The organism is Mycoavidus sp. SF9855 (assembly GCF_024582735.1).
Taxonomy (GTDB): Bacteria; Pseudomonadota; Gammaproteobacteria; order Burkholderiales; family Burkholderiaceae; genus Mycoavidus.
The window spans coordinates 1-22,284 of record NZ_CP102085.1 but is presented as its reverse complement, the minus strand read 5'-3'; the positions used below and the strand labels follow the sequence as shown (position 1 = coordinate 22,284).

The following is a 22,284-nucleotide window of genomic DNA, read 5'->3' as shown; positions in this document are numbered from 1 at the left end:
TTTTTGTAGGCCCCCAATAGTAATGTCCTATTTTAGCTCAGTACAAAAGTCCTACTTTTAGATCACTAGCCTTATGCTAAGGGGCTTATTTTGCTGATCTAAGGCGTAGTATGGCTAAACCAGGATGGATTACGATGAGCATGCTCGAACTTGAGCGGGTCAAGGTTATACAAGCAGTTATCGAACGTCGTTTGAAACGTTACCAGGCAGCAGAGCACCTAGGTTTGAGCCTTCGGCAGATGACACGAATCGTTGATCGGTATCGCAACTTCGGGGCGGCTGGAGTACCGTCCCGGCACCGTGGCAAAGCGAGCAATCATCAGCTACCAGCGGGTATTTCTGGGCGTGCGATTGCACTCATTCGTGAGCACTACGTGGACTTTGGTCCAACGCTGGCTTGCGAGAAGCTATACGAATGTCACGACATTAAGCTGGGCAAGGAAACGGTGCGTCGCTTGATGATTGAGGCAGGTCTATGGGTCCCTAGACGACAACGGTCTGCTAAGGTTTACCAGCCTAGAAATCGACGATCCTGTCTGGGCGAACTGATCCAGATCGATGGCAGTGACCACTTTTGGTTTGAAGACCGTGCGCCCTCATGCACATTGCTAGTGTACGTTGACGATGCGACCAGCCAATTGATGGCGCTACACTTTACGGCAACCGAATCTACTTTCTCATACTTCGAGGCCACTCGTAAATATTTAGATAAACACGGCAAACCTGTAGCGTTCTACAGTGACAAGGCTAGCGTTTTTCGAGTCAATGCCAAAGACGCAACTTCGGGTAAAGGACACACCCAATTTGCTCGAGCGATGTACGAATTAAATATCGAAAGTATCTGCGCCAATACCAGTCAAGCTAAAGGTCGTGTAGAACGAATGAATTTGACCTTACAGGACCGTTTAGTCAAGGAGTTACGGCTACGCGGCATCTCTACCCAGCAAGAAGCAAATGCCTTTGCGCCACATTTTATTTGTGATATCAACGCTCGTTTTGCCAAACCGCCACGTAGTGACTTCAATGCTCACAGAGGGATTCGTAGCGATGAGAATTTGGATCATATTTTTACCTGGCGAGAGCTCCGCAAAGTCTCCTGCAACCTGACCTTGCAGTACGATAAAATTTTATATTTGTTGCCAGATAATCCCGAGATGCGCTGTTTGATCCGTAAGTATCTCGAAATCGTTGAATACCCGGACGGTCACATCGAGGTCTGGAGCAATGGCACCTCTGTGCCCTACACAATTTATGACCGCTTGTCGGAGATTGATCAGAGCTCAATCGTGGAAAATAAACGCTTAAGCCATGTCTTGAGAGTAGCTCAGACCGTACAAGCAAAACGGGATAACCGTCGTAATACACACGCCCCCTCGCGGACCCATGCAGGCCAACCCGTTAAGTCCAAAGTGAAGGATAAAGGCCTTAAAAAACAGCGAGAATTGAACGCTGCAGATCTCAATCATGCGATTTCTGTTGTTAACAATCTGACACAGAATTGAATCATCGCTTTTGCAACGAAGTGGGCTTAATTTTGCACAATGATTGCTGTAACACTGCTAACCGGGTTGTCCACGGCAGCCCCCGCTCTTGGGCTTGATAGAGCCCGGCGAGGGCTGCCGTGGACAACCCTACGCTTTCTATTATTTAAAGCTAGACAAATAGGACATTTCTATTAAGTTAAAAGTGGGACATTTGAATTGAGCCTTGACATTTTTTGTAAGGGCAAAGTTGTAGTGTCGTATCTGGGCAAAATTGAGATGTCGTTTATGATGCCGCTGTTCCTTGATGTAGGGGCGCGGTATGGCGGCACCAGGTACGATCACAATGACGATGCGAGACGTAGATAGACTGAAAGTGATACAAGCCGTTGTAGACGGCGGATTGATGGTGTGGAAAGCCGCGGAACGGCTTGAGTTGAGCCGGCGACAGGTGGAGCGTATGATTGCGCGATATCGAACCGAAGGTGCCTCAGGCCTGATTTCAAAAAGAAACGGACGCCCGAGCAACCACCAATTGCCGGCGGGTGTTGCGAGCCACGCGCTGGGTTTGATACGAGACCGTTACGCTGACTTTGGCCCCACGCTGGCCTGTGAAAAGCTTCGAGAATGCCATGGCGTTATTGTCTCCAAAGAAACCATCCGACGCCTGATGACAGAAGCAGGTTTGTGGGTGCCGCGTAGGCAGAGGTTGGCCAAGGTTTATCAGCCACGCGCCCGGCGTGCGTGCCTGGGCGAACTGATACAGATTGACGGCAGTGATCATCATTGGTTTGAGGGTCGAGGTCCTGCTTGTACGCTGTTAGTGTACATCGACGATGCCACAAGTCGTATCATGCAGTTGCATTTCACAGCGACGGAATCGACCTTCAGCTACTTTAAGGCGACGCGCAGTTATCTGGAGCGACATGGGAAGCCCGTTGCGTTTTACAGTGACAAGGCGAGCGTCTTCCGTAATGCGCAATACGCGACGACTGGCGGCAAAGGTGTGACCCACTTTGGTCGCGCTATGTATGAACTGAACATCGAAAGTATTTGTGCAAACTCGAGCCAGGCCAAAGGTCGTGTTGAGCGCGCTAACCTTACGCTGCAAGATCGATTAGTGAAGGAACTTCGACTGCGTGGCATCAACACTAAGGAAGCGGCTAATGCTTTTGTACCGCACTTTATGGCTGATTTCAACGCTCGCTTTGCAAAGCCACCTAAAAGTGATTTTAATGCGCACCGGCCGCTGCGCGAGGACGAGGATCTCGATACAATTCTGACATGGCGCCAATCGCGTCGTGTTACGCGCTCGCTAACAGTGCAATATGATCGGGTGATTTACATACTTGAGGACACTCCTGAAGCGCGCAAGCTCATCAGTCGATATATTGAAGTTTATGAGTATCCTGATGGCCGTATTGAATTGCGAGCTGACGGCATTGCTTTTGCTTATCGGCGCTATGACAAACTGTCTGAAATCAATCAAGGAACGATTGTTGACCATAAGCGTTTAGACCATGTTCTACATGTGGCTAAACTTATGCAGGCTCAACGCGATGACCGAAGCGCCTCATATACCCCTTCTAGGACTAACCGAGGGGCCGAACCTCAGCAAAAAAAGAGTAAAGAGGGAACGAAGCAACCGCTCAAATTTACGGCTGATGATTTAAACGCAGCAATTATGCATAAAACTGTTTATTGCGATAGTGAAAAGTCGCTACATTCAGCTTAATCTGCTCTAAACGCATCCATTTCATACCAGTATTCATTGTAAATTGCGACATCTTAATTTTGGTGCGACCTGAAAAGTCGTTTGAATTTCTGTCTTACGGGAGAAACATGACCAGATAAGACCGATTGCTCCATCAATCGTTCCCTAGTCGGACATGCGGGGCTGGTAACGGCTCGGTATGAAGCTCCGATGACAATGTAACCGCCGAGTAATCGGTAGGCCGAGCTGCGAGGCAAAGCCGAATCTGCTAGCACTAAAGCGGAGAGGGGCTAGGGATGTGCGAATACGATCAACACACGTGAATCTCTGCAATTGTCGTTAAGATGAACAGGCCAAAGGTGCTGGGCCTGAACCAAAATGGTATGCGGTTAGGTTTGGTTGTTCTAAGTTCAGCCAACATGGACAAACAACCGCCGGCAAAGAAGAGGGATCCGACTCGCACTGAAATTCAAATGAAACAGGGTAAGCCCATAACGTTGCCTTAAAGGCAGGCAGACCGCGAGGAATGCTGTTGACGGTGTGGGTACAGGAGGGTGCAAAAAGCGAATGTCATCCTGTAATGGGGTGGATAGAGAGTGAAACATTCTCTCGCGCGAAAGCGAGCAGACTTGCACCTGGTCAAGATGGGCAAGAAATCATGGCAAACCGTTATACGCAGGAAAGTCAGATGAGGCAGACCGTAAAGGTCTGTTGTGCACCTGCGCGCCCGAATAATTTGTGGAGCCAGACCAACTGGCCCCGCATCATAAAACAGGTGAAACGGCTCCAGGAGCGTATTGCTCAGGCAGTTTTAGCAGGACGATGGGGCAAAGCCCGTGCTTTGCAACACCTACTAACACGCTCACACGGCGGCAAAATGCTTGCCGTCAAACGCGTGACGGAAAATCGTGGTAAACGCACGCCAGGAGTAGATCGACAACTTTGGACCACTCCGGCTGCCAAATGGAAAGGAATGCTGTCACTGAGGCATCACGGATACCGTGCTCTACCTCTACGGCGCGTTTATATTTTAAAAAGCAATGGCAAACAGCGTCCGTTAGGCATACCGACGGTAGTTTCATAATGCACTCCTTACAGTTAAATATTGGCATGTTGAGACTGTAGATGTCCTGAGTTGCGTATCCAATCCCGAAGTACTTGTTCCTTGGAAGCGGTGAGAGTGATCCACCATGGACCATGGACATCAAGCTTACGTGCTTGAACGATGTTGCGTTCAATCCAATAGTAGACCACGTATGTACTGATATCCAAGTAATGAGCGAGCTGCTTGACGGTCATTTCGTCAGGACGCTTGAGACAAAAGGAAACAATTCGATATTTATATTGGATCCATTTAATCATGGCAAGAGTGAATGCTTTGCCGTGGGGGCTGCGCAGCCCTTCATGATTAAATTGCACGACGATTTGCGAAGCAGATAAATGCTGGAAGAGCTCACGAACCCGTTCTACGATAGCTGTGGGATAGCGCATTGCCTCAGCGATCGGTTTAGGTAAATTCACGTTGACATTGGTACAGGCGCCACCCTGCCAGCGGACATGCAGAATGAGCTGCCGCTGATCCGGCAATTTCTCGACCGTGATGTCACGAATAAGGAATCGTAGCATCCGCTTGCGATCCTTCGCCTGGGTCGATGGCGCCTGCCAGAGGCGTGGGAGATTGCGCGCCAGGGCAAGTACCTTTGTCTTCTGTTCGGGTGTGGCTACGCGCGCTTTTTGGGCTTCGAATTGAGCGGCCTCAGCCGCAATCTGTTCAACGCGAAGCATGGCTTCATTCCAGCGTCGCTCAAGGGTTGACGCAACGAGCCGATTAGCAGGATCGCATTCTTGATAGCGTCTTTCCGCAAGCGCAGCTTCATATTGAGCGCGTTCGATGCGCATCTGCCATTGGCGCATGATGGCTTGGTCACGTTGTTCAAGCTCTTTGAATGCAGCTAAGGCCAGTTTAAGTTCAGCTGGCCGCAAGACTTTGAGGACTTCATCAGTTATGGCTTTATCGAGTAAATCAGCACGTACGTGTATGCAATCCTTAGTAGCCAAGCCTTCGCGTCGCTTCCAACTGCATAGATAAACCGGATAAATGCTACCGTGACTTTGGTAGCGTATTGTGATGGCTCGTCCGCAGCAACCGCATATCAACAAACCCTGAAGCAGTGTCAAACCTTCGCGCGCTGGACCGCTTAATAGTGTCTGTGCGCCATTGGTCCGGTTGCACTCTAAGCGTTGCTGGTTTTGCTCGAACTCCTCCAACGTGATGTACCCCTCGTGGTGCCCAGGCAAATGAACGCGCCAGTCCACTTTCGGCACGAGTTGCATGCGTTTGTGTACTTCACCCTGAGGTGTGATGCGTTTGCAATACTGATACCGTCCAAAGACATAGGTGCCTGCATACGCGGGATTCTTGATCAATCCGAGGACACGTCTATGACTGAGCTGCCCCCAAATTAGCTGCCCTGCCCAAGCTCCGCCGTAGGCCCGTTTTGGAAAGCGCAAGCTATTCTCTACGAAGCGCCTGACAACCGCATATGCGCTGCCAGTCTCTTGAAACAGACGAAAAACCAATTGCACAGCACCACGCACTTCATTATCAGGGTCGAGAACAATTCGTCCTTCGTCGTTGTAGCATAAACCTACCGGAAGAGGAAACCGCAACTCGCCTTTCTGCGCTTTGTTAAGTTTGCCACCTTGGAGGCGCCCGCGCAAAAAATGTAATTCGGCCTGTGCCATAGTTCCTTTGAGACCTAACAGCAAACCATCGTTGAAGTTTCCCGGATCGTAGCATCCATCGGCATCGATAACCAAGGTGTGGGTTAGCGCGCACAACTCGAGTAGTCGATGCCAGTCTAGGTTTGAGCGTGACAGTCGGGATACCTCCAGGGCAAATACTGCACCGACCTGTCCCATTGAGACATCTGCCACCAAGGTCTTGAAGTCCTCCCGGCCTGTCATCTGGGCTCCCGAGACACCCAGGTCGCGATCCAAGATACGGATCGCCGTGTTCGGCCAACCTAGTGCGAGCGCTTTGTCTCGTAGAGCATACTGGCGTTCGGTGCTCTCCTGATGGAACCGTACTTGAGCTAACGTTGACTGACGTACATAGATATACGCTGGTTTGCTGAGGTGTTGTTCGGTGATCGCAGTGTTCATTGACGGCCTCCTCGCTTAGCTCTGACATAGCCTCGGCAGCGAGCCATGCTTCGAGCATATTGGCAATAAGTACGCCACCAATTTGTGGGTCGATGAGCTCGAGAGATAGTGGCAACTGATTCACCGAACTCTCTCAGAACGCCTCGCGGCGACGTAGCAATTCGCGGTTGATCTCGCAGATTTCTTCGATGACTTGGCGGACCTGGTGATAATTTTCTATGCGATGGGCAACATCGGGTTGATTGGTTTGCGGCACGTAATCCATTTGCGGTCGGCTGCCTGGGAAGCTGACCGATAGATAGTATTTGGGGCCATGGCCGGGGCCATCGGCACACTTGCAGCCAGGTTTGCCGCAACGCTTGTAACGTTCGATAAGCGAACCACGTAAAAGTGAGTCCAAGGCTGGCATTCGTCGCAACAATTGTGATCGGCGTCTGCGTAAAGTGGATGACAAGGTATTTTGCATGTATATCGGACCACATATATAACTGGTCTGATAATAGGATAGAAAAATTCATTTATCAAACTCCTTTGCAAATTATTTCTTGGAAGATGAGTGGGGGAGCTGATCGATCAAGGCGGTTAGATCCAAGAGCATGCCAAGGTCAAAGTAGTGAGCGACAGCTTCTTGACCATCATGAGCTGATGGCGCGCCCCAGTCAGTCCATTCACGGGGAATACTGAAGCTGCCACGCTCTGCATGAGAAAGGATCAGCGTATCGATCCCTGCGACGCGACGCGTCTTCAGTACTGGAAAGCGTTGGCCTCTAAGCGGATGAAACGGGTGGAGAATTTCTGCCAATCCCAAATGATGGTTGGGCACCTGTGTAGTTAACGATGACCGTCCCTTGTATGCGGTGCAGAGCGATGCAAGCTTTATGGAAGCTCGCTCTCGAACCAATTTCGGAATGTCTAGCGGATCCGAACTCCTATGGATTTCGGCCTAAGCGTGGGACAGCGGATGCCATAGAACAGTGCTTCAACTGTCTTGCCCGTAAAAATGCAGCGCAGTGGGTACTAGAGGGAGACATCAAAGGCTGTTTCGATAATTTTAGTTCGAAATGGCTATTAAATTATATCCCGATGGAAAAACGCATCCTACAACAGTGGCTACATGCCGGTTTTATCGATAAAGGAACTCTCTACGCGACCAAGGCTGGGACGCCACAGGGTGGTCCAATTTCACCCGTGATCGCCATGATGGCTCTGGATGGATTAGAAGCTGCTGTCTTCGCAAGCGTGGGGCCTCATCGCTCCATACATCAAAAGCTTAAAATCCATGTCATCCGCTACGCGGATGACTGGGTGGTTACTTCAAGCTCCAAAGAAGTCTTAGAGCAACAGGTTCTCCCGGCAGTCAAACAATTCATGGCTGCTAGGGGATTAGAACTCTCTAACGAGAAGACGAAGATCACCCATATCGCCGAAGGGTTTGACTTCCTCGGGCAAAATGTACGCAAGTACAACGGCAAGCTGCTTATTAAGCCGGCCAAGAAGAGCATTAAAGCCCTCCTAGATAAAGTCCGGGAAATCATCAAACGTAGTGGCAGTGTGACCCAAGCTCAACTGATATATAAACTCAACCCCATTATTCGAGGTTGGGCCCAATATCATAGGCATGTCGTCGCCAAAGCCAGCTTCACCTTGATCGATAACGCCATTTGGCAGTGCCTTCGGAAATGGGCAAAGCGAAGACACCCATCCAAAGGAGCGCACTGGATTGAGAAAAAATACTTCCACCGAGTAGAAGGGCGCAATGGGGTATTCGCTGCGCAAGAGCGCTGCAACGGAGAAACTCGCATCACAGCGCTCTTTAATGCAGTCTCAGTACCCATCGTCAGACATATCAAAATACGTAAGCTGGCGAACCCTTTTGACCCTCAATGGAGAAATTACTTTATCCAGCGTTACTATACCACCAAGTTTCGGTACGGCCCGGCGCCTTAAAAAGTGCTGTACGCTTGGCTTGAGCTGTATGCGGGGCGACTCGCACGTACAGTTCTTAGGGGACGGCAGCGTAGCAATGCGCTGCTGTTACCCGACCTAAAACCAGACATTACTATTGGGGGCCTACAACTAAAGCCGTCCATAACTTCTCTTATGTAAAATAGGGTAGTGATGCACATAGAAAACACCATCCATCATGAGAGCATTCTCTACGCAAACAGCTCTGCTCTCCTTCATCGTTGTCTATCCCCCTTCCATCCGGGGCGAACAGTCTGGCTATGGCATTGCGGCCTCCTCTCTCAGACCAGATCAGAGACCACAATTCGATCGTTCTCCGAGAGAGCCGGTTGGGCTGACTGTCCAGCGGGTGGGTTGGGTTCGGCCGCAGCAAGACTATCTAAACTCCCGGAACTGGACACCTGTCTGAATGTAGGGTCTGCGATTAGCTCCTGACTCACTTCGCATGAGCGTAACGATGGCTCACCTACCGCGCCGCGCTGCTGGAGAAGCAGTGTATTTACTTGGCTTAAACCTTGTACGTTCTGGATAGAGATATTCGACACGGTCAGTCTGTCATGCATTGAACTCCAGCACAGGCGTACCTGATAATGACCCTCCTCTTCTATAATCTGCCACTGGCGAACAGACTTGTCGTCACAGCCGATTGCCAAACAGAGGCCGTCTGGTGTCTTTTTCCAGGCGACGCTACGAATTGCGCCACCCAAACCTGGTACCACTGCTAAACACTTACCCGTTTTGATCTCCCACAGCCGCACTGTAGTGTCATCACTACCTGAGGCGATTTGCTCGCCACTTGGCGAATACACCACGCTCGAAACCGAGTCTTTATGTTTTTTTAAGGTGAGCCTGGAGAAATCGGTTTGCGCGCCCCACAGCCGTACCGTCTTGTCATCACTGCCCGAGGCGATCTGCTCGTCGCTCGGCGAATACGCCACGCTCGAAACCGAGTCGGTATGTTCTTCTAATGTGTGGTCAGATTCCTCAATTTGCGCGTCCCACAGTCGTACCGTCTTGTCCCTACTGCCCGAGGCGATCTGCTCGCCGCTCGGCGAGTACGCCACGCTCGAAACCAAGTCGGTATAACCGCGTAAGATGTGCCTGAGGGAACCGGTTTGTGCGTCCCACAGCCGTACCGTCTTATCCTTGCTACCCGAGGCGATCTGATCGCCCTTCGGCGAATACGCCACGCTCGAAACCGAGTCGGTATGTTCTTCTAATGTGTGGTCAGATTCCTCAGTTTGCGCGTCCCACAGCCGTACCGTCTTGTCCCTACTGCCCGAGGCGATCTGCTCGCCGCTCGGCGAGTACGCCACGCTCGAAACCAAGTCGGTATGACCGCGTAAGATGCGCCTGAGGGAACCGGTTTGCGCGTCCCACAGCCGTACCGTCGTATCCTTGCTACCCGAGGCGATCTGATCTCCCTTCGGCGAATATGCCACACTCGAAACCGAGTCGGTATGTTCTGTTAAGGTGTGGATGGATTTCCCGGTTTGCACGTCCCACAGCCGCACCGTCTTGTCATCACTGGCCGAGGCGATCTGCTCGCCGCTCGGCAGCGAATACACCACGCTCCTAACCCAGTCTGTATGTCCTGTTAAGATGCGCCCAGGGGCACCGGTTTGTGTATCCCACAGCCGCACCGTATGGTCATCACTGCCCGAGGCGATCTGCTTGCCACTCGGCGAATACACTACGCTCCAAACCCGGTCGGTATGTCCTTGTAAGATGTGCCCGTGGGCACCGGTTTGCGTGTCCCATAGCCGTACCGTCTTGTCCCTACTGCCCGAGGCGATCTGCTCGCCGCCAGGCGAATACATCACACTCCAAACCGAGTCGGTATGCCCTTGCAAGGTGTGCCCAGGAACACTGGTTTGCGTGTCCCACAGCCGCACCGTCTTGTCATCACTGCCCGAGGCAATCTGATGGCCGCTCGGTGAATACACCACGCTCCTAACCCAGTCGGTATGCCCTTTCATGGTGTACCCAAGGGCACCGGTCTGCGCATCCCACAATCGCACCGTCTTGTCATCACTGCCCGAGGCGATCTGCTGGCCATTCGGCGAATACACCACACTCAAAACCGAGTCTTTATGTCCTGTTAAAGTGCGGCCGGATTTCCCAGTTTGCACGTCCCACAGCCGTACCGTCTTATCCTTACTACCTGAGGCGATCTGCTGGCCGTCGCTCGGCGAATACGCCACACTCGAAACCGAGTCTGTATGTCCTGTTAAGGGGGGGCCGGATTTCCCAGTTTGCACGTCCCACAGCCGCACCGTCTTGTCATCACTGCCCGAGGCGATCTGCTGGCCATTCGGCGAATACACCACGCTCAAAACAGAGCCTGTATGTCCTGTTAAGGGGGGGCCGGATTTCCCAGTTTGCACGTCCCACAGCCGCACCGTCTTGTCTACACTGCCCGAGGCAATCCGCTGGCCGCTCCGCGAATACGCCACGCTCAAAACAGAGCCTGTATGTCCTGTTAAGGTGCGCCCGCGGGCACCGGTTTGCGCGTCCCACAGCTGTACCGTCTTATCCTTACTACCCGAGGCAATCTGCTGGCCGCTGGGAGAATACACCACGCTTAAAACAGCGTTGTCATGCGCTCCTAAAGTGTAGATTTTTTTCCAAGTCGAGGTGTCATAGACACTGATTTCGCCATTTCCAAGCCCAATCGCACACGTTTTCCCATCCGGTGAATACGCGCAGGACAGCACCTCGCCCGCTTCTCGCAGATAAGGCCATTCGCCAAACTGCACCTCGGCCATCTGCGCGCCGCTTAAATTAGCTGCGCGTAGCCAACTATTGCGAAGATTGACATTGCTTAAATCAGCCCCTTGCAACTGCGCAGAATCGAAAACCCCAAAACTCAGATCTGCGCCCGGAATCTGGATTCCTTGTAAATCCATTCCATTAAACTGCACGCCCGCTTTAACCAAGATCGTGATCGCATTCGCCGCTGCTGTGTTCACGGTATCTTGGCTCGTTGAGGCTTTGATCCACGTCAACAGGAGCTTCACCAACGCTCGGTTCTGTTGGACTCGCTCGACTAAAAAGCGCTGGACGGCTAGCTCCTCCACTAAATTGAATTGATTCAATAACGCGGTTGGATCGACTTGAATAGAAGGGTCCAATGTCTCCCATATCAGGCGCACATTTTTTATCTCGTTCAGCGGCTCAGTACCAGAGGATGCATCGCGTCCGCTTGCGTTTTCCAGCTCTTCCCATACGGCCCGCGCCACTAAATAATCTTGAATCGATTTATGAATAAAACGATATTTTTGCTGCTGACGAGTGAGCAAAGCGCTAAAGCGCAGTAGATTCTTTTCTTCATCTTTGCTGCTGAGAAAGGGCTCGTACCGTTTATCCTGAGGCATCCCTCTGTGAGCGATCGCTGAATATTCTGCCACCGTGGTTTTAGCCTCAGCCATCGCCACTGCAAAGTCGGTATTAAATTTCTGGCTATGCCCGATAAATTCGTTTGCGTCTGTTAAACTGCCAAAGGCTTTCTGCTGCGCATCGGTTAATTTATGCTGCATCAGCTTTAAACGATTGAGAGCGCGCTTAAACCACTTCCGCACAAACTTCTCATAGAGCTGGATTCGGGTCAGCCCCACTTGATCGGACTGAGCTCTGTCTAATGTAGGCAACACGCTTAAGGCCATTTTGAGCAAAAAGGGCGTACCCAAGAGTGCGTTGATATTCGGCATGCGCCTTAATATGTTCTTATATTTTGAGGCGCTCCACTCAACATGCATATGCTTAACGTACTGATCAATATAAGTGTCGATTAATGGTTCAGAAAACGGGGCGAGCTGATACTCGAGCAGCAACCGCAAATGGCCTCGTGGCTGCAGATGGTTTTTATAGCCTTCGGTTAAATACTCCGGCCGACAACTCAGTATAATTTTGGCTTGCCATTGGTCCAGTTTTTCATCCGCATATAAATTCCGTTGTTCCGCAGGAATTTCGTCATAGCCATCTAAGATCAAAATAAAGCGTTGGCTTTGGCGCAAGGCGTCGATCTGCTCTGGAGAGAAACTACATTTATCCGATAAATACTGGCCGATCAGGTTTTGGTGTGGCTTGTCTACGGTCGGCAAAGCAATATACAGCGGGATCGGCCGTTCGTCGGAAGCGGGCGCTACACTATATTCTCGCCATAAGCGACGCGCTAACTGCCGGTTAAAGGTCGATTTGCCTGAGCCTGCTTCGCCCCGTAGCAACAGTACCTGTGTTTTCACGCCAGAATCTTCCTTTTGTGTCAAAAAAGCCGTGACTGCTTCGTTTAAATCAAAAAGGGTATTTCTATCTGTGACGGTAGTGGCCTGCGGAGCGACATACATGGCTAGCCCCTCCTGAATTTCTCCCCCGGCATTTTCCCAAGCCGTGAAATATTCTGCTTCGATATTTTTGCCTAAGATCGCAAGCGGCTCTTTCTTCGATCGCAGTTCTATTTCTTGCTGACGTTTAAAATGGGCAAGGTCGCCTCGGGCTTCACTGAGTAATTGACTGCTCTGTCCTTCGTGCCAGATCGAAGCCCAAACTGGTGGCACATAGTTTTGTCCAGTGTGCCCAGCGGGCACCCAATTCGGGTTGCTCTGCTTTAAAATTTCCTGAACACGAGTCTGCACGGTCCCGGTGAGCGCTATGGCGAGACGCTCTAAAGCATACGAGGCACTCTGTTTGACATCGCTATGCGATTTCCATTGCGCTGGGTTTTGGATCAAATCCCCCAAAAAATCCACGGCGGCCCGTTGTATCAACTCGTCCTGATGACTGCGGGCAATCTGTTCTAACCGTTGACACAGTCCCTGTAAAAAATCAGCATGCTGCCAATATGGGCTGTTGCGAACAAAGACTTCAAGCTGACTGAATTGACCTTCCGCCAATAGGATATCGGTCGCTTGGAGCGCCGCGTACCAACGATGTCGCCGATTAAAATCCATGCCCTCCCGAATTTCTGTACCGCCTTTTTGCACCGTCGAGCCAGCTTCATACATCTCTTTTGCCAGGCTGATCAGCTCCTTGGTAATTTCTTCCGCTCCTGAAAACACTTCGCTAAAGTGCTCAAAGGTTTCAAGCAATTTCGCTGGATCTAAGGTTTTGACCGCACTGGCTAGCGTCAACACCCCCTTGGTCACACTGGCCATCCGGCGTAATACGGCTTGCGAGGTGCTTTCATCATTCGGAATATGCGCTAAGGCTTGCCGGGCATAACGGGCTTGAAACTGGATCGTGAAAGAGCTATGTCCACTCAATTTGCACAGGATTTCCTTAAGGGGCTCTTGCACTTGCACACGGCTTATGCCCGTCACCCCCATTAACGCCATCGCCTCTAAGAGTTGCGTATGGGCCTGTAAGAGCGTTTGGAGCCGTGTCGTGTCTTTATCATGCTGGTAAGCACTTTGTAAGCGTTTCAGTAACAATTTCAGTCCATCCATTAAATCGCTCGAACTGAGCTTGCCTTCTTCTACCAGCTTTCCTGGGCAGTAACGAATCATCACCGCTAGGCCTTGCACAACATTGGCGTTAAGCAAAGGTTCTTCCAGCGTCTTTAAGGCTTGGTTCAGTAACGATTGATAGATATCTGGATTAGGGATAGTGGCTAAAGGGGCAATTTCTTGCACTATTGATAATGTTTTAGTGGCTCTGCCTGCAAAGAGATCCGCGATCTTGGCGGCCAACTCCGTCAATGGCTTTTTTTGCTCTTCATTCAGCGTAGCCTGTTGAAGGCAATAGGCTAGGTGCCGAGTATCCTGCAACTTAGCGATATCTTCCTCGACCTGATACTGCTTATTCGTAACGGGGGAGACATCTTGTTTAAAAAAGACCGCGGCTTGGGTCTGAGATGGGCTGGAAAGCGCGTGCTGGATCGTATATCCATAAACCGCGGCGACAGTGTGTTGCCCTCGGGGCTGAGCTGGTGTTACTGAGGTGGATAAACGGCGCTGCAAATTGGCCAGTCTTTGCTCAACTTCGTGTGACCGATAGGGACTGGCTTTTCCATAGACGATACGGATACGCTCTTCTTCAAATGGTTCCAGCTTGCATAAAACCTCGCTTTGCCCTAAATACGCTTGCGCTAGGCAATCGATAACCTGCTCATTCCTCTCTGTGGGAAGAATTTTGTTCAGCGTATCTTGCGCTTCGATAAATAACTTCTCAGCTTTAGAAAATTTGTTATTTTGTTGCTGCTCATTAGCTCGTTTTAAATAAATATTAGCTTCTTTTAAATAGTAATCTCGGTCGTGACCTAGGACATTACGCTTAAAATTTGGAACACTAGATATTTTTGGTAGCATAGCAATGCCTATGAGTCCCTCCTGGTTTGCCTAGCCCCTTCTTCATTTTAAGACTGATGTGTTTGACTTAACCTTGCCGACCCATCTGCCCCTGGCTTGAGCACCCCATCGCGAACCCACTCCTTATCAAAGTCCATCACACATTCTATGCAAGCTTGAAGTTCGCATAGGCCCATTAACATAGGATAGGACACTTTCGAACCAGAGTCCTCTTTAATCTTCTTTCTCGTAAGTCATTGGTTATTGCATAACTGCCAATTTTATATCGGGGTTTAAGCGTTGAAGCAGAAAAGAGATGGATGCTGAATTGTTAAGAATGGCTGAATACTTAACTGAGAAGCTTAATCTGTATTAGTTCAGATCTGATCTGACAGTTCCCCGGTTTGACGAGAGCAGTTGTCAGGTCAAATGCAGTTGTTCAGTATTGAGATTTTATCTCGCCATGCCTCCTTTCCGTCAATTAATGTTTGAATCGGTGTGCGACCACAACACATTTTGCCTTGGTGTGTACGATCGTTGTTGTAATAAGCCAGCCAATCATCGAGATCGTTTTGCAGTTGTTCGATTGAAGAATAGATTTTGCGGCGGAATGTGACTTGGTAAAACTCTTGCAGGATAGTTTTATGAAATCTCTCGCAAATTCCATTCGTCTTCGGATGTCGAACCTTTGTCTTGGTGTGCTCAATGTCATTGAGGGCCAAATAGAGCTGGTAATCATGGGTTTCTGGCCTGCCACAATACTCAGTGCCCCGATCGGTCAGTATGCGGACCAGCCCCATTTCCTGCTCCTCTAAGAACGGTAACACTCGGTCGTTCAATAGGTCCGCTGCGGTAATTGGCGTCTTGGTTGTGTAAAGCTTAGCCGCAGCCCACTTCGAGTAGGTATCCACAAATGTTTGCTGGTAGATTCGGCCCACACCCTTGATCGTGCCAACATAAAACGTGTCCTGGCTACCAAGATAACCAGGATGAGCTGTTTCGATCTCGCCGTGCGCTACGTCGTCTTCCTGCTTCTTCTCGAGCGCAACGACCTGTGCTTCAGTCAGAACCACACCCGTTGCAGCAACGTGCTTCTCCAGCGCTGAAAGGCGCTTTTTAAATGACTCCAAATCGCGCCGTAGCCAAACTGACCGCACTCCTGATGGAGACACAAAAATACCCCGCTTACGCAGTTCGTTGAAAACGCGGACTTGGCCAAAAGCGAGCTGTTCCAGAGCAAATTCGGCTACCGCTATTTCGGTGGCTTCTTCAACACGATTTCTAAGATTGGGCTTTCTACGATTGGCATCAATCAGCGCATCCACTCCGCCTGTTTCTACCGCCGTTTGATAGCGATAAAATGTGTCGCGGGAAAATCCCATTACTTTACAGGCGCGAGACACATTGCCAAGTTCTTCTGCCAAATTGAGCAGGCCTACCTTGTGTTTGATGATATTTTGATGAACACTATACATGGGGTATCTCCTAGGCGCTTACGCGCTGGTTTAATAAAGATTCGCACCTCTATCAAACCGAAGAACCCCACCATTTGGCAAGGCCTTACTGTACGATCAAATCAAAACTACTACACCTAATGACCAGGCCGCCATTAAACTCATTTATTTGGCTTTGCGAAATATCACTAAAGATTGGAAAATGCCCCCTCTTACATGGCGATCTGCAAAAATTCAATTTGCCATTTTATTTGGCGATCGTTTTACAGCCTCATTATAAGAAGCTGTAAAATTTAACCGTGACTTCGGACACACAAAAAAACTGACAGGCTCGTTGCCATGGAATTTTAACCCCCTGACCAATATCAGTTAGCGGTCCCTTATCCCTATCTAATTTGGCTACTCCCACATGCTGCTCTGGCTAAAATTCCGCTCCCATCCTTAACTCCGCTCCATCGCTTCTGTTTTATCTAGAGGAATTCAGTATGCCTTCTTCTCTCCCAAGCGCCAAGTCTGGGGATCGTGGAGTGCTTACGAAAAAACAGCAGATGCGTTGGACTCGACGTGGCGCGCATCTGTTGTTGCAAACGCGTGTGCAAGTGCTCAACGGTGATCTGCGTAAAACCTTCTGCCGCTAGTTCCCCTGTATGAAAACACAAGAGAGTGTTGAGTTGACGCCGCTCAAGGAGGCGGCCTAGAAACGCCAGCCCCCAGTTTGGATCACTCTCGCGTCCAACCCTGCATTAAATGGTCGCGTAGAATGCCGGTTGCCCATTGGCGAAATTACGTGCCGCGCTTGGAATTGACGCGGTACTCGACGGAAATGATGGCGTCCAGGTTGTAGAGTTTCACTGGTTTGTCCGAACCGGCAATGTGCAAATTTTGCACATTGCTTTCTTCAACCAGTTACTAGTTCGCCGTCCTGAAAGATGTTGCCGTGCCACCCGCGACACCGGTTTAGCCGGCCGCTTACAAATCACCCAATCGTATCAATATTCTTAGCCCGCAACGCATTCGTCTCAATAAACGCCCGCCGTGGCTCAACCTCATCGCCCATTAAAGTTGTAAAGATATTATCAGCAGCAATCGCGTCCTCAAGTTGCACGCGTAACAGACGTCGCACAGTCGGATCCATCGTGGTTTCCCACAACTGACTTGGATTCATTTCACCCAGACCTTTGTAACGCTGTTTGCTAACGTTGCGCTCAGCATCGCTAAATAGCCATTTCATCGCGCTCTTAAAATTACTCACGGCGATACTGCGCTCGCCACGCTTGATAACAGCACCCTTGTTAATTAAGCCTTTAAAAATTTGTGCGGTTGTTCTTAATTGCTGGAAATCAGACGTGACTAGAAACTCTTCATCAATGACGCTGACTTTTAGATTGCCATGATGGCTGCGTTCGATGCGTAGTGAATGAGATTCAAGGGTCTCATTGTAGATAGGCCGTACGCGAATTTCAGGCTTAAGCGGCTCGGCGCGTAATGCCGCTTCGAGCATTTCTGCGCTGGTTTGAGCGGATGCTAATGAGGATAAGTCAATTTCAACGCCATCCATAATGGCTTCTAGCGCACCTGCGTCGATCATCTGGCGCAGGCGGTCAATCACTGCTTCGGCGAGTAAGTAAGAACGTGTCAGTTCGCCTAGCGTATCCCCGGTGAGTGGTTCAGCGCCTTCTGCTGGCACCAACTCAGCTCCTTGTAGGGCAAGCCGCAGCATATGTTGGCCTAACTCGTGGTTGTCTTTCAGATAGCGCTCTTCTTTGCCATGTTTAATTTTGTAAAGTGGCGGTTGCGCAATATAAATATAACCACGCTCGATCATATCCGGCATCTGCCGGTAGAAGAAGGTGAGCAGTAGGGTGCGGATATGGGCGCCATCAACGTCTGCATCGGTCATGATAATGATGCGGTGATAGCGTAGTTTGTCGAGGTTATAGTCTTCTTTGCCGATACCGCAGCCAAGGGCGGTGATCAGAATGACGATTTGTTCTGACGATAATAGTTTGTCAAAGCGCGCTCTTTCGACATTAAGCACTTTGCCGCGCAAAGGTAGAATGGCTTGAAATTTACGGTCGCGCCCTTGCTTGGCGGAGCCGCCAGCCGAGTCTCCCTCAACAATATAGATTTCTGATTTGGCGGGATCGCGTTCTTGGCAATCAGCCAGTTTGCCAGGTAGGCCACCGCCTTCTAGAATTCCTTTGCGTCGCGTCATTTCGCGCGCTTTACGCGCCGCTTCACGGGCGCGTGCGGCTTCAAGAATCTTACCGCAAATGATTTTTGCATCGCTCGGTGTTTCCAGCAAAAATGTCTCGAGCGCTTTTGCCACTAATTCTTCGACGGGTGCTCGCACCTCTGACGAAACCAGTTTATCTTTTGTTTGCGAACTGAATTTGGGCTCAGGGACTTTTACTGATAATACACAGGTGAGCCCTTCGCGCATGTCGTCGCCGGCGGTTTCGGTTTTATTTTTTTTGCTTTGATCGTGGCTCTCAATGTATTTATTGAGGACTCGCGTCATCGCCGCCCGTAAGCCCGTTAAGTGAGCGCCACCGTCGCGTTGCGGGATATTGTTGGTGAAGCATTGTACGTTTTCGTTGTAGCTGTCGTTCCATTGCATCGCCACTTCGATGCTCACATTGTCTTTTTCACCCGTCGTGTGAAAAATCGTTGGATGCAAAGCTTGTTTTGATTTATTAATGTATTCAACAAAGCCTTTGACCCCACCTGAAAAGGCAAAATCATCTTCTTTGCCTGTGCGTAGGTCAGTTAGACGGATACGCACGCCATTATTCAAAAAGGAAAGCTCGCGTATGCGTTTGGCTAAAATATCGTAATGGAATTCAATATTGTTAAAGATTTCTTCGTCGGCTAAAAAGTGCACTTCTGTGCCACGTTGTTCAGTGGCACCCACGACGGCGATGGGAGAGACCGGTTCACCATTGATCTGCTCGATCACTCGGTTTTGTGCCACCCCGCGGTGAAACTCCATAAAGTGCTTTTTACCATCACGGCGGATGACCAAGCGTAGCCATTTTGATAGGCCATTGACGCACGATACGCCCACGCCGTGTAAGCCGCCGGATACTTTATAGCTATTTTGGTCAAACTTACCGCCTGCGTGCAACTCAGTCATCACAATTTCAGCGGCGCTGCGTTTCGGATCATGCTTATCGTTGAGCTTGATATCAGTCGGGATGCCGCGGCCATTGTCGGTGACGGAAATCGAGTTATCCGCGTGAATCGTGACATGGATATCATTACAATGACCTGCCAATGCTTCGTCGATAGCATTGTCGAGCACTTCGAATACCAAATGATGCAGGCCGGTGCCATCGGAGGTATCGCCAATATACATTCCAGGCCGTTTGCGAACAGCTTCTAAGCCTTCAAGAATCTGGATCGACGAGGCGCCATAGCTGTTGTCGGCGTGCGGTTGTTGCTGATCGGTCATGAAATTCTTCCAATTTTGCTGGTGCGTTAAAAACGCCAAAGGGGCACATGGCCCCCGGTGAAATAGTGTCTATTCTGTGCTTAAATTCTCATTGGCATGACGACGTATTTAAAATCCTCATTGCCTGGAATCGTTAAAAGTACGCTAGAGTTAGAGTCTCCTAGGCTAAATTGCAGCATGTCAGCCTTTACATTGGAGAGTACATCAAGCAAATAGGTTACGTTAAAGCCGATATCGGCTGACGCGCCATCATAGGCAATTTCCAACTCCTCTTGAGCCTCTTCTTGCTCTGCATTGTTCGACGTAATTTTTAATTGGCCCGGCGCAATTAAGCAACGCACACCCTTAAATTTGTCGGATGTCAAAATGGCGGAGCGCATTAGAGCCTGCTGGAATTCGCCGTGTCCAATAGTAAAGGTATTAGTATAGCCCTTTGGAATGACGCGCTGGAAATCAGGAAATTTACCCTCAACTAATTTTGAAATCAGTTCAATTTGGCTAAAAGTAAAACGCGCCTGAGTTGGGGCGAGATCGATACAAAGCGCTTCGTCATTATCTTCAAGCAAGCGCTGTAATTCGAGAATCGTTTTGCGAGGGATAATCACTTCCTGCCGTGCAAATGAACCCTCAACTGAGGTTGAGGCGAACGCTAGGCGGTGGCCGTCGGTCGCAACGGCCATCAATTGGCTGCCCTCAACGATGAGCAACATGCCATTTAAGTAGTAACGGATATCTTGGTGGGCCATGGCGAAATGCACAAAACCCAACAGTTGCCGAAAGGCTTTTTGGCTAATGGTGATACTCGCATCGAACGCCTGATTTTGCGAAATGGTCGGAAAATCACTCGCTGGAAGCGTTTGCAAGGCGAAACGGCTTTTGCCGGATTGTACCGTCAGGCGCTTATCAGAGAGGTTTAGGCTCACCTCTCCATCAGGCATAGCCCGCAGGATATCGACCAACTTAAGCGCGGCAACCGTGGTGGCACCCTGCTCTGTGCCGGAACTTAACTCGGCCCGCGTCATGATCTGCAACTCGAGGTCAGTAGACAGAAATGATACCTCCGAGCCCTGTTTAGTGATCAGCAGGTTAGTCAAAATAGGCAGGGTGGTATTGCTACGGCGCTTCACGACTCCGCTGACAGCTTGCAGTGGCCGCAAAAGCTTCTCTCGTTCGGTCTTAACCAATTGCATACATATCCTTCTTTAGCTTGAACGGGTTGCGCTTCGCTTAAGGAGAAGCGCTTTCTACCTAAAATGGGCAGAGAAAAACCTATATTGTGCCTGAAAAATCAACCTTTCAGGGTTTGTTCTAATACATGCAGTTCACGGTTGAGCAGCGCATCTTTGCTGCGGACATCCGCAATTTTGCGCACTGCGTGCAAAACCGTGGTGTGATCGCGCCCCCCAAAGAGTTCGCCAATTTCGGGCAGACTCTTTTGCGTGAGCTCTTTGGCCAGATACATCGCAATTTGGCGCGCGCGGGCAATATCTGCCGGACGTTTTTTTGAATACATATCCGCTATTTTTATGCCATAACGGTCAGCGACCGTCTTCTGGATATTGTCGACGGAGATTTGCCGATTTTGCACGGTGAGCAAATCCTTGAGCGCTTCTTTAGTCAACTCGATGGTAATTTCGCGGCCATGAAATTTTGAATAGGCCAGAATCTTGCGTAGGGCGCCTTCGAGTTCACGCACATTTGAGCGTAAATGTTTAGCCACGAAAAACGCGACATCCTCTGACAAATCAACACCTTCCGAACGCGCCTTGCGCAGCAAAATAGCCACGCGCATCTCCAACTCAGGCGGCTCAACGGCCACGGTTAAGCCGGAGTCAAAGCGTGAAATGAGCCGGTCGTCTATGCCGGAAATTTCTTTGGGATAGGTATCGCTGGTGATAATGACCTGTGCTTTATTGGCAACCAGCGCTTCGAAAGCATAGAAAAATTCTTCCTGGGTGCGCGATTTGCCGGAAAAGAATTGAATATCATCAATGAGCAAAAGATCGAGCGAGTGATAATACCGCTTAAATTCATCGAAAGCTTTACGCTGATAGGCCTTTACAACATCTGATACATATTGCTCCGCATGAATGTAGCGAATCCGCGCGCCCACTTTTTGCTGCCTAAGTTGGTTGCCAATTGCATGAATCAAATGTGTTTTGCCCAGACCTACACCACCATATAGAAAAAGCGGATTGTACGAAACCGCAGGATTGTCGGCAACCTGAATGGCGGCGGCTCGTGCGAGTTGATTGGCTTTGCCGGTGACAAAGTTTTCAAAGGTGAGCACGGGGTTCAATTTTGAGCGCTCTGGCGCACCGCTGCTGTCGTGATTGGTAAGCGGTGAACCTGACCATCCGGATCCCGATGCTGCGCTGTTTTTCTGTTGGCCGATAGGTGCCTCACTTGTAGTCGGGTTAAGTGATGTCATCTGGGCTGTAAGGTCTGCGGCAGCTGTATGATGAACAGCAGCGGAGTCAACGGAGTTGGCCATGGTTGCTCCGCTGGCCCGGCGTGCGACTTTGGGGTCAAGTACAAAATGTACCGCCATTGGTTTACAACAAAAATCTCGCGCCAGATCGGCGATACGGCTAGAAAATTGGCTTTTTACCCAATCGAGCTTAAAGCGGTTTGGTGCGGCAATATGCAGGGTACTTGCCTCAATATCAAATTCGAGCAAAGAGAGTGGTTTGATCCACGTCTGATATTGCTGGGAGGGAAGCTCTTGCTCCAACAAAGTGGAGCATTGTTGCCAAAAATCATTCAT

The 22,284-nt window shown here is 50.0% G+C and carries 13 protein-coding genes and 1 pseudogene; 6 read left to right on the top strand and 8 right to left on the bottom strand.

The genetic code is table 11. The annotated features are described in order from the left end of the window. Positions 1-110: 110 nt before the first annotated feature. The 3 genes from NQD60_RS00070 (at position 111) to NQD60_RS00060 (ending at position 4,279) form a co-directional block, all read left to right on the top strand. A complete protein-coding gene (locus NQD60_RS00070) occupies positions 111-1,502 on the top strand; it encodes an ISNCY family transposase (RefSeq protein WP_257100571.1) in 1,392 nt (463 codons plus the stop codon). Between the two features lie 301 nt (positions 1,503-1,803). Then, positions 1,804-3,216: an ISNCY family transposase gene (locus NQD60_RS00065; protein WP_257100570.1), complete on the top strand. Its 1,413-nt coding sequence runs from the start codon at positions 1,804-1,806 to the stop codon at positions 3,214-3,216. A gap of 667 nt (positions 3,217-3,883) precedes the next feature. Beyond that, positions 3,884-4,279, top strand: coding sequence for a reverse transcriptase N-terminal domain-containing protein (locus tag NQD60_RS00060; protein ID WP_257100569.1), 396 nt, complete (start codon positions 3,884-3,886; stop codon positions 4,277-4,279). Positions 4,280-4,293: 14 nt separating this feature from the next. Here NQD60_RS00060 and NQD60_RS00055 read toward each other — a convergent pair whose 3' ends face one another. From NQD60_RS00055 to NQD60_RS00045, 3 genes are all read right to left on the bottom strand, one after another. Next, the gene (locus tag NQD60_RS00055; RefSeq protein WP_257100568.1) at positions 4,294-6,360 is read right to left on the bottom strand and encodes a recombinase family protein; all 2,067 of its coding nucleotides are present in this window, start codon (positions 6,358-6,360) and stop codon (positions 4,294-4,296) included. Between the two features lie 133 nt (positions 6,361-6,493). Further along, positions 6,494-6,769 carry a DUF6788 family protein gene (locus tag NQD60_RS00050; protein WP_257100567.1) on the bottom strand — a complete coding sequence of 92 codons (276 nt, stop codon included), beginning with the start codon at positions 6,767-6,769 and terminating at the stop codon, positions 6,494-6,496. Positions 6,770-6,898: 129 nt separating this feature from the next. Next, positions 6,899-7,183, bottom strand: coding sequence for a Y4bD/Y4pK family protein (locus NQD60_RS00045; protein WP_257100566.1), 285 nt, complete (start codon positions 7,181-7,183; stop codon positions 6,899-6,901). A gap of 44 nt (positions 7,184-7,227) precedes the next feature. On the opposite strand from NQD60_RS00045, the gene NQD60_RS00040 reads away from it, so the two are divergent. After that, on the top strand, positions 7,228-8,307 hold the full coding sequence (locus tag NQD60_RS00040) for a reverse transcriptase domain-containing protein (protein ID WP_257100565.1): 1,080 nt from the start codon (positions 7,228-7,230) through the stop codon (positions 8,305-8,307). 299 nt (positions 8,308-8,606) lie between these two features. On the opposite strand, the gene NQD60_RS00035 is transcribed toward NQD60_RS00040, so the two are convergent. Both NQD60_RS00035 and NQD60_RS00030 read right to left on the bottom strand, forming a co-directional pair. Further along, positions 8,607-14,630: an NACHT domain-containing protein gene (locus NQD60_RS00035; RefSeq protein ID WP_257100564.1), complete on the bottom strand. Its 6,024-nt coding sequence runs from the start codon at positions 14,628-14,630 to the stop codon at positions 8,607-8,609. A gap of 404 nt (positions 14,631-15,034) precedes the next feature. Then, on the bottom strand, positions 15,035-16,084 hold the full coding sequence (locus NQD60_RS00030; protein ID WP_257100563.1) for an IS481 family transposase: 1,050 nt from the start codon (positions 16,082-16,084) through the stop codon (positions 15,035-15,037). Positions 16,085-16,199: 115 nt separating this feature from the next. Here NQD60_RS00030 and NQD60_RS00025 point away from each other — a divergent pair. Both NQD60_RS00025 and NQD60_RS00020 read left to right on the top strand, forming a co-directional pair. Next, positions 16,200-16,343 (top strand): annotated as a pseudogene (locus NQD60_RS00025) (IS256 family transposase); the annotation flags it as partial. A 205-nt stretch (positions 16,344-16,548) separates the two neighbouring features. Beyond that, positions 16,549-16,701 carry a hypothetical protein gene (locus tag NQD60_RS00020; protein ID WP_257101320.1) on the top strand — a complete coding sequence of 51 codons (153 nt, stop codon included), beginning with the start codon at positions 16,549-16,551 and terminating at the stop codon, positions 16,699-16,701. Positions 16,702-17,039: 338 nt separating this feature from the next. On the opposite strand, the gene gyrB is transcribed toward NQD60_RS00020, so the two are convergent. The 3 genes from gyrB to dnaA form a co-directional block, all read right to left on the bottom strand. Next, positions 17,040-19,517 (bottom strand): DNA topoisomerase (ATP-hydrolyzing) subunit B, encoded by a 2,478-nt coding sequence (gyrB, locus tag NQD60_RS00015; protein ID WP_257100562.1) that lies wholly within the window; start codon positions 19,515-19,517, stop codon positions 17,040-17,042. A gap of 80 nt (positions 19,518-19,597) precedes the next feature. Further along, positions 19,598-20,707 (bottom strand): DNA polymerase III subunit beta, encoded by a 1,110-nt coding sequence (gene dnaN / locus NQD60_RS00010; protein WP_257100561.1) that lies wholly within the window; start codon positions 20,705-20,707, stop codon positions 19,598-19,600. A 98-nt stretch (positions 20,708-20,805) separates the two neighbouring features. Next, on the bottom strand, positions 20,806-22,284 hold the full coding sequence (gene dnaA, locus NQD60_RS00005; protein ID WP_257100560.1) for a chromosomal replication initiator protein DnaA: 1,479 nt from the start codon (positions 22,282-22,284) through the stop codon (positions 20,806-20,808).

Bases quoted from the DNA above. Each gene is read 5' to 3' on its own strand.
- gyrB (WP_257100562.1), bottom strand. From the start codon at position 19,517: ATGACCGATCAGCAACAACCGCACGCCGACAACAGCTATGGCGCCTCG.
- dnaA (WP_257100560.1), bottom strand. From the start codon at position 22,284: ATGAATGATTTTTGGCAACAATGCTCCACTTTGTTGGAGCAAGAGCTT.
- dnaN (WP_257100561.1), bottom strand. From the start codon at position 20,707: ATGCAATTGGTTAAGACCGAACGAGAGAAGCTTTTGCGGCCACTGCAA.
- NQD60_RS00070 (WP_257100571.1), top strand. From the start codon at position 111: ATGGCTAAACCAGGATGGATTACGATGAGCATGCTCGAACTTGAGCGG.
- NQD60_RS00030 (WP_257100563.1), bottom strand. From the start codon at position 16,084: ATGTATAGTGTTCATCAAAATATCATCAAACACAAGGTAGGCCTGCTC.
- NQD60_RS00065 (WP_257100570.1), top strand. From the start codon at position 1,804: ATGGCGGCACCAGGTACGATCACAATGACGATGCGAGACGTAGATAGA.
- NQD60_RS00020 (WP_257101320.1), top strand. From the start codon at position 16,549: ATGCCTTCTTCTCTCCCAAGCGCCAAGTCTGGGGATCGTGGAGTGCTT.
- NQD60_RS00035 (WP_257100564.1), bottom strand. From the start codon at position 14,630: ATGCTACCAAAAATATCTAGTGTTCCAAATTTTAAGCGTAATGTCCTA.
- NQD60_RS00050 (WP_257100567.1), bottom strand. From the start codon at position 6,769: ATGCCAGCCTTGGACTCACTTTTACGTGGTTCGCTTATCGAACGTTAC.
- NQD60_RS00060 (WP_257100569.1), top strand. From the start codon at position 3,884: ATGAGGCAGACCGTAAAGGTCTGTTGTGCACCTGCGCGCCCGAATAAT.
- NQD60_RS00055 (WP_257100568.1), bottom strand. From the start codon at position 6,360: ATGAACACTGCGATCACCGAACAACACCTCAGCAAACCAGCGTATATC.
- NQD60_RS00040 (WP_257100565.1), top strand. From the start codon at position 7,228: ATGCAAGCTTTATGGAAGCTCGCTCTCGAACCAATTTCGGAATGTCTA.